Raw genomic sequence first — 5711 nt, 5'->3', positions numbered from 1 at the left:
CAGCGGCGGCGGCACCGAGCCTACCCCGCCGAAAGATTACGGGTTTATGCAGCAACGGAGCTTTCATGACCTCGACGGCAATCATTGGGAAGTGCTGTACATGGATATGAGCAAGATGCCCGGTTAGATGATGCGCCCCGTATCAGCTTTCGCCGTTCACCTTTCCTTCAACGGCAACTGCAGGCAGGCTTTCGACTATTACAGGAAATGTTTCGGCGGTGCGTTAAGCATTCAAACCCTGGCAGACACACCGCATGGCAGCGAAATGGACGAGGAAATGCGAAGCGCCGTAGTCTGGGCCACGCTGGAAAACCAGTACTTCAAGCTGGTGGGGACGGACCTTACCGAAGACGGCAGCATCGTTTCCGGCAATAACGTCAGCATCCTGGTCGAATGCCCCTCGTTCACCGAACGGACCCGGCTGATCAACAAGCTCATCAACCGGAATATTTGTTCATTTGAAAGCACCAACCCGCTGATAAACATAGTTGATATGTACCGGGTCTGCTGGATCTTAAGTGTTCATTTATAAATTTTATCGATATGAAAACAACGAAAATTCTCTTCTGGATAGCCACCGTCTTCATTTTTCTCTTCGAAGGCGTGATGCCCCTCAGTTCTTTGGTGTTTACGCCGGAATATACCTACATCGGTACGAGGCCGCTTGGCTATCCCGATTACTTTGCGCTTGCGTTGATCTTTTGCAAGGTGGCAGGTTCGCTCGCGATTTTGTTGCCCCAGGTGACCGGCCGGTTGAAGGAATGGGCGTATGCAGGACTTACGTTCAACCTTATGTTTGCCGCGTACAGCCACGTGGTCGTTGACGGGAACATCGCTTATATCCTGATGCCCCTGGGCGTTCTGGCGGTGCTGGCCTTGTCTTACTTCAGCTGGCACAAGCTGCAGGCGGCCAGAAACCGGCAAAAGGAAGCCGGGATGCTGATCCGGAGCATGGCCTGAGCGCACCCTTCCGCCGCCATTAATTTTCCATATGTACAACGAGTTGCGCCTTCAAAGGCACAACTCGTTTTCTTTTAATCTTCATGCAGCGCCACGGCAGGATAAATTTTTGCGGCCTGCCTGCCGGGATACAGGGCGCAAAGGGTTACGAGCAGGTATAAAAATGCTGCTGCCAACAGTATCGCGATCATGTAAGTAGCCGCCGGGAGATCGAAGAGCCGGAGCACGGGGAACTGCACCGCCAGGATGATCCCCAGCAGGAGCGGGAGGGTCGTCAGCACCAGCACTTCGCCCAGAATTTGCCGCGTTATGCCGCCTGCGGTGGCGCCGACTGCCTTGCGAAGCCCTATTTCCGACCGCCGCTTATTCACACTATACCATACCACGCCATAAATCCCCAGCGCTACGTTCAGCACCAGGAAGCCGCTGATCACCAGCATGAGGATCACGGGGATCAATGCCAGGCGGTTGCGGGCCACGCGCTTGTCTTCCAGCTTCTCGATCTCCGTGCTTGAGCCAGGGAGATGGCGCATAATAGTTTTGTAAATCTGGCTTTCGGCAGAAGGGGCGGCACCGGCGGTCAGTTTGACGAGGAACTTGTCGTGGAACCCGCTGTCTGTGCGATGGAATATGCCCGGCGAAATTTCCGCGTAATCTCCCTTGTCTTTCATATTCTTTACCACGCCAATGATCTGCCGGTCGCCGGGAAGGACTTTGCCGAGCGGGTCGCCAGTCCCGAAAAATTTTTCCGCCAGCGCTTCGTTGATAACGACGGGGCGGCGCCCGCTGGCGGCGTCAAATCTGGAATACCACCTGCCACGGACCATGGTCGCCTGTACCGTCCTGGCATAGTCATCATCTGCCTGGTACGATTCGGGCTGCGCGGAAATATTGTTGTAGGTAATCTGGTCGCTCATGGAGCTCATCATGTAGGGGCTGTTGGAGCCTACGTAAGACACCTCGGCCACACCGGACATGCTTTTCAGCGATCGCTTCAGTTGTTCCGAAAGGAGCGTCGCCGAATCGTTGGGCGTGCCGGCGGGAAGCCGGAGGGAGGCAGTGACGGTAAGTATCCGCTGGTATTCAAAACCCCGCGGCGTGCGGAAATTGTCGTAATTGAACACCAGCATGGTGAATACGGCGAAAAGCACGAGAAAAGAAACGAACAATTCCAGGAATAGCAGGAAGTGCTGGCGTTTTTTATTCCATATTAGTGTAAGCAAATGTTGCAGCATACGGTTTTTTTAGACGTTTTTCAATGCGGTGGCTATTTGCATGCGGCTCATCCGCCAGGCGGGATAAACGCCGGACATGCATCCGAAAAACAGGCAAAGGACCAGGCTGACGCCCAATACTTTGTAATTCAACGCAAGGTGAACGTGGCTGAGGAGTTCCGCCTGGTTCAATATTGCGATCACGGCAAAAGATAATACCACGCCTATCAGTCCGCCGATTAGTGTCAGGATCACGTTTTCCACGATGAACTGAATCACCAGCGTACCCGATGAAGCGCCGAAAGCCTTGCGCACCCCGATTTCCGAAGCCCTTTCCAGGATGCGGCTCAGGTTGAGGTTGACGAGGTTGAGCGTCGGCAGCAGCATAAAGAACAACAGGAACGCGCCGAGATAAATCATCAGTTTGGAAGTGCCGTCGGAATTGTGTTTGCCAAGCAGCATGCGCGTGAACGTGGTGAGGTACGGTTTGGCGAAGCTCTCCATTTCGGTGAAGTGCTCATGCGGCATCGGGACCTTCGACATCTGGTGCGCGTACTCGGCCTGCATCGCCGGAACATCCTCCTTCGACGGCGCGAGCAGTATTGGTATGAACATGCCGTTGTATCCTTTGTTGCCGGTGTGCTGCGCGGAAACCGTCCAGGGCAGGAACATATCGGCGTAAGCGAATATCTGGGTGACGGGGACACTTTGCACGACGCCGGCAACGCGGTATTGCACGTTGTCCGTTTCCAGTATTTTCCCCGCTGCGGAAACGCCTTTCCCGAAATAGCGGTCGCGCGTATGTTCCGTGATCACGGCCACCCGTTCGCCGGCGTCAATCTGCGCCTGGGTATATGGTTTGCCTTCGAGGAACCGGAATTGCAGTACCCGCCAGAACCCGGCATTGGTGTATTTGATATCTATGACCAGTTTCTGGTTGTTGACATAAGTGTTGGATGGGGTAAAGACGGAGGAGATAGCCACGGCTTCGGGTGTTTTCATGCTTTCGACATAGGTATGAAGAAAATGGTAGCTGAAAGGCCCCGTACGCTGGCCCTGTTCTTTAGGGTCGGTGAGTTTGAGGGTCATGGAATACAGGCTCCGCTCGCGGTGTACGTCGGGGTAGGAGGCGCTCACCAGGTGATCCATCACGGACGTCAGCACCATGAGGATGGCAAGGGAGAAGCTGATGCCGAACAGCGAAATGAAAGTGAAGAATTTCCGGCGTTTCAGCACGGCGATGGCGATTTTGATATAATTCCTGAGCATGGGTAAACGATTGATGGAGGTTATTGGACCTGTGCGCCGTCGAAGAGGCGGACGAGCCGGTGCGTCTTGCGGGCCATTTGTTCGTCGTGCGTCACCATCACGATGGTGGTGCCGTCTTCCTTGTTCAGGCGAAGCAGGATTTCCATGACCTCGTTGCCCATGGCGGAGTCGAGGTTGCCGGTGGGCTCGTCGGCCAGGATGATGGAAGGCTTCCCTACAATCGCCCTGGCGATGGCCACGCGTTGCTTCTGCCCGCCGGAGAGCTGGGAGGGGAAATGCTTCATGCGGTTGCCGAGGCCCACCTTGCCGAGGGCGTCCGACGCCAGCCCGCGTCTTTCTTTAGCGGTGGATTTGCGGTACAGTAGCGGCAGCTCCACGTTGTCGAGCACCCGGAGGTCGTTGATCAGATGGTAACTTTGAAAGATGAAACCGATGCGCTGGTTGCGGAACTGCGCCAGCTGCCTGTCGCGCAGTTGCCGGGTGTCGCTGCCGGCGATGGAGAGCTCACCGCCACTGGGCGCGTCGAGCAGGCCCATGATGTTGAGCAGCGTGCTCTTCCCGCAGCCGGAAGGGCCCATGATGCTGAGGAATTCACCCTTCTCCACGGTGAGGTTGATGCCGTTCAGGGCCTGGGTTTCCACCGTGTCGGTCCGGTAGACCTTCTCAATTTGTTGCAAATGTATCATAAGAGATCTTTTTGTTTTGTTCGAAATCGTATAGGGATAAATAGCGTAATTCATAATAAGCGCCCCAGAAATCCCGCAGCGCCAGGATGTAATCGCGTTTGGCCTGGTCCTTCTCCGCAAACGCGATGCTGAGATCGGTGATGCTCAGGTTGCCGAGCACATACCGCTGCCGCGCAATTTCATACTTCTCGGAAGCGATGCTGTCCGCCGAAGCGCTCAGCTTTACCTGTTCCTTCATCATGTCGTACAATGTTACCTGCGTGGCCACCGCTTGCGCGAAGTTCTGGCGGTCCTGTTCCACCGCGTACTGCGTAAATTCCAGGTTGGCTTCCGCCGTTTTGGTGCGCGACCGCTGCCGGCCCCAGTCCAGCACGGGAATGGTGAATTTCAGTTCTACCAGCTGCTGGTTTTGCGGGTCGCGGTATACCTTCCCCAGGTCGGCGGCGCTGTTGGAATACCCGAGGTTCGCGTTTAGTGCGGCGTTGAGGCCGTTTTCGCCTTTCGCTTTTGCCACGTCGCGGCGCGCTTCGCGGATGCGGCGCTCGTAGGCCAGCGATTGCGCATTGTTGGCGTAGGCTTCTTCCAGCACCCGGTCGGCCTGCACGGTCATGCCGATCACCGCGGGCGGCAGTTCCAGCTGTATCCGGCCCGCGCTTTGCATGCCGGCATAGGCCCGCAGGTTCATGGCGGCGATCTCCATATCGCGGCGCGCCGTGCCGGCGGACTTCTCCGCTTTCAGGTATTCCAGCTGCAATTGTAATATTTCGTTGCGTGATATTTTCCCCAGCTCGAATTTTTCATCCGCGATCCGCTGGATCTGCCTTGTATTTTCCAGGTTGGTGGTGGCGATCTGGTGGTTTACCTGCGCCAGCAGCAGGTCGAAGAAATAAGCGCTCGCCTGCACGCCAACGAACTCCATGTCGGCGATGAACTGCTGCTTGCTCTCGGCGTATTTGATGGGCGCGATCCGGTTGTCCCACTTCATCTGGTTGAACTGGAACAGGGGCTGTGAGAATCCGATGGTGTATGGGATTGCATTGTAGAGTTTCGTTTTGGCGTCGAAATCATCGAAGCGCTGCAGCTGCGTGGCGCCGTAGATGCGCCCGCCGGTGGCCGTGATGCCTTGGCTGAAGGATAGGTTCAGCGCCGAATTATTGTAATGCACCGGTTCGAATTTGATCGTGCCGTTGGGTTGGGTTACGGGGTTGAAGGTTTTCTGAAACCCCGGCAAAGTGCCTTCCAGCGCCAGCTGTGGCTGGTAATTCGAGCGATGGGTGCGCCATTCCCAGTATTTCGTTTTGCGCACGGTAATGGCCTGCTTCGCGGCGATGGAGCCCTGGCGCGCCATGTCCACCACTTCGGCGAGCGTCAGGCGCAGGGTGTCCTGCCCGTAAGCCGGTATGAGGATAAAAAGAGCGATAATGGCGGAAAGGAGCGGCTTCATTGAATGGTGATTTCTTTGGCGTGTTTAAAGGCGGACATGTCGGACAGGATGATGGTTTCCCCGGGCTTCAACCCCTCCTTGATCTCCACGAAATCGAAGTTGGACATGCCGGTATGTACCATGCGGCGGACGGCTTTG

At 55.9% G+C, this 5711-nt stretch carries 6 protein-coding genes; 2 read left to right on the top strand and 4 right to left on the bottom strand.

Annotated features, from left to right (window positions below; genetic code table 11):
- The first annotated feature begins 127 nt into the window (after window positions 1-127).
- Both Q0510_RS17610 and Q0510_RS17605 read left to right on the top strand, forming a co-directional pair.
- Entirely contained in the window at window positions 128-532 is a 405-nt protein-coding gene (locus Q0510_RS17610; protein WP_298714827.1) for a hypothetical protein, read from the top strand.
- An 11-nt stretch (window positions 533-543) separates the two neighbouring features.
- The gene (locus Q0510_RS17605) at window positions 544-960 is read left to right on the top strand and encodes a DoxX family protein (protein ID WP_298714826.1); all 417 of its coding nucleotides are present in this window, start codon (window positions 544-546) and stop codon (window positions 958-960) included.
- A gap of 74 nt (window positions 961-1034) precedes the next feature.
- On the opposite strand, the gene Q0510_RS17600 is transcribed toward Q0510_RS17605, so the two are convergent.
- The 4 genes from Q0510_RS17600 to Q0510_RS17585 are packed head-to-tail and all read right to left on the bottom strand — an operon-like array spanning window position 1035 to window position 5573.
- Window positions 1035-2183: an FtsX-like permease family protein gene (locus tag Q0510_RS17600; protein WP_298714825.1), complete on the bottom strand. Its 1149-nt coding sequence runs from the start codon at window positions 2181-2183 to the stop codon at window positions 1035-1037.
- A gap of 21 nt (window positions 2184-2204) precedes the next feature.
- Window positions 2205-3443, bottom strand: a complete 1239-nt coding sequence (locus tag Q0510_RS17595; protein WP_298714824.1) for an ABC transporter permease — start codon at window positions 3441-3443, stop codon at window positions 2205-2207.
- A gap of 20 nt (window positions 3444-3463) precedes the next feature.
- A complete protein-coding gene (locus tag Q0510_RS17590) occupies window positions 3464-4129 on the bottom strand; it encodes an ABC transporter ATP-binding protein (RefSeq protein ID WP_298714822.1) in 666 nt (221 codons plus the stop codon).
- Window positions 4107-5573, bottom strand: a complete 1467-nt coding sequence (locus Q0510_RS17585; protein ID WP_298714820.1) for a TolC family protein — start codon at window positions 5571-5573, stop codon at window positions 4107-4109. The genes Q0510_RS17590 and Q0510_RS17585 overlap by 23 nt, the downstream gene beginning before the upstream one ends.
- Between the last annotated feature and the right edge of the window lie 138 nt (window positions 5574-5711).

Origin of the sequence: uncultured Chitinophaga sp., assembly GCF_937874145.1 — a bacterium.
In the GTDB taxonomy this organism is placed as follows: domain Bacteria; phylum Bacteroidota; class Bacteroidia; order Chitinophagales; family Chitinophagaceae; genus Chitinophaga.
The sequence above is the reverse complement of the archived record's forward strand: the minus strand, read 5'-3'. Positions and strand labels throughout refer to the sequence as shown.

Bases quoted from the DNA above. Each gene is read 5' to 3' on its own strand.
- Q0510_RS17610 (WP_298714827.1), top strand. From the start codon at position 128: ATGATGCGCCCCGTATCAGCTTTCGCCGTTCACCTTTCCTTCAACGGC.
- Q0510_RS17605 (WP_298714826.1), top strand. From the start codon at position 544: ATGAAAACAACGAAAATTCTCTTCTGGATAGCCACCGTCTTCATTTTT.
- Q0510_RS17595 (WP_298714824.1), bottom strand. From the start codon at position 3,443: ATGCTCAGGAATTATATCAAAATCGCCATCGCCGTGCTGAAACGCCGG.
- Q0510_RS17590 (WP_298714822.1), bottom strand. From the start codon at position 4,129: ATGATACATTTGCAACAAATTGAGAAGGTCTACCGGACCGACACGGTG.
- Q0510_RS17585 (WP_298714820.1), bottom strand. From the start codon at position 5,573: ATGAAGCCGCTCCTTTCCGCCATTATCGCTCTTTTTATCCTCATACCG.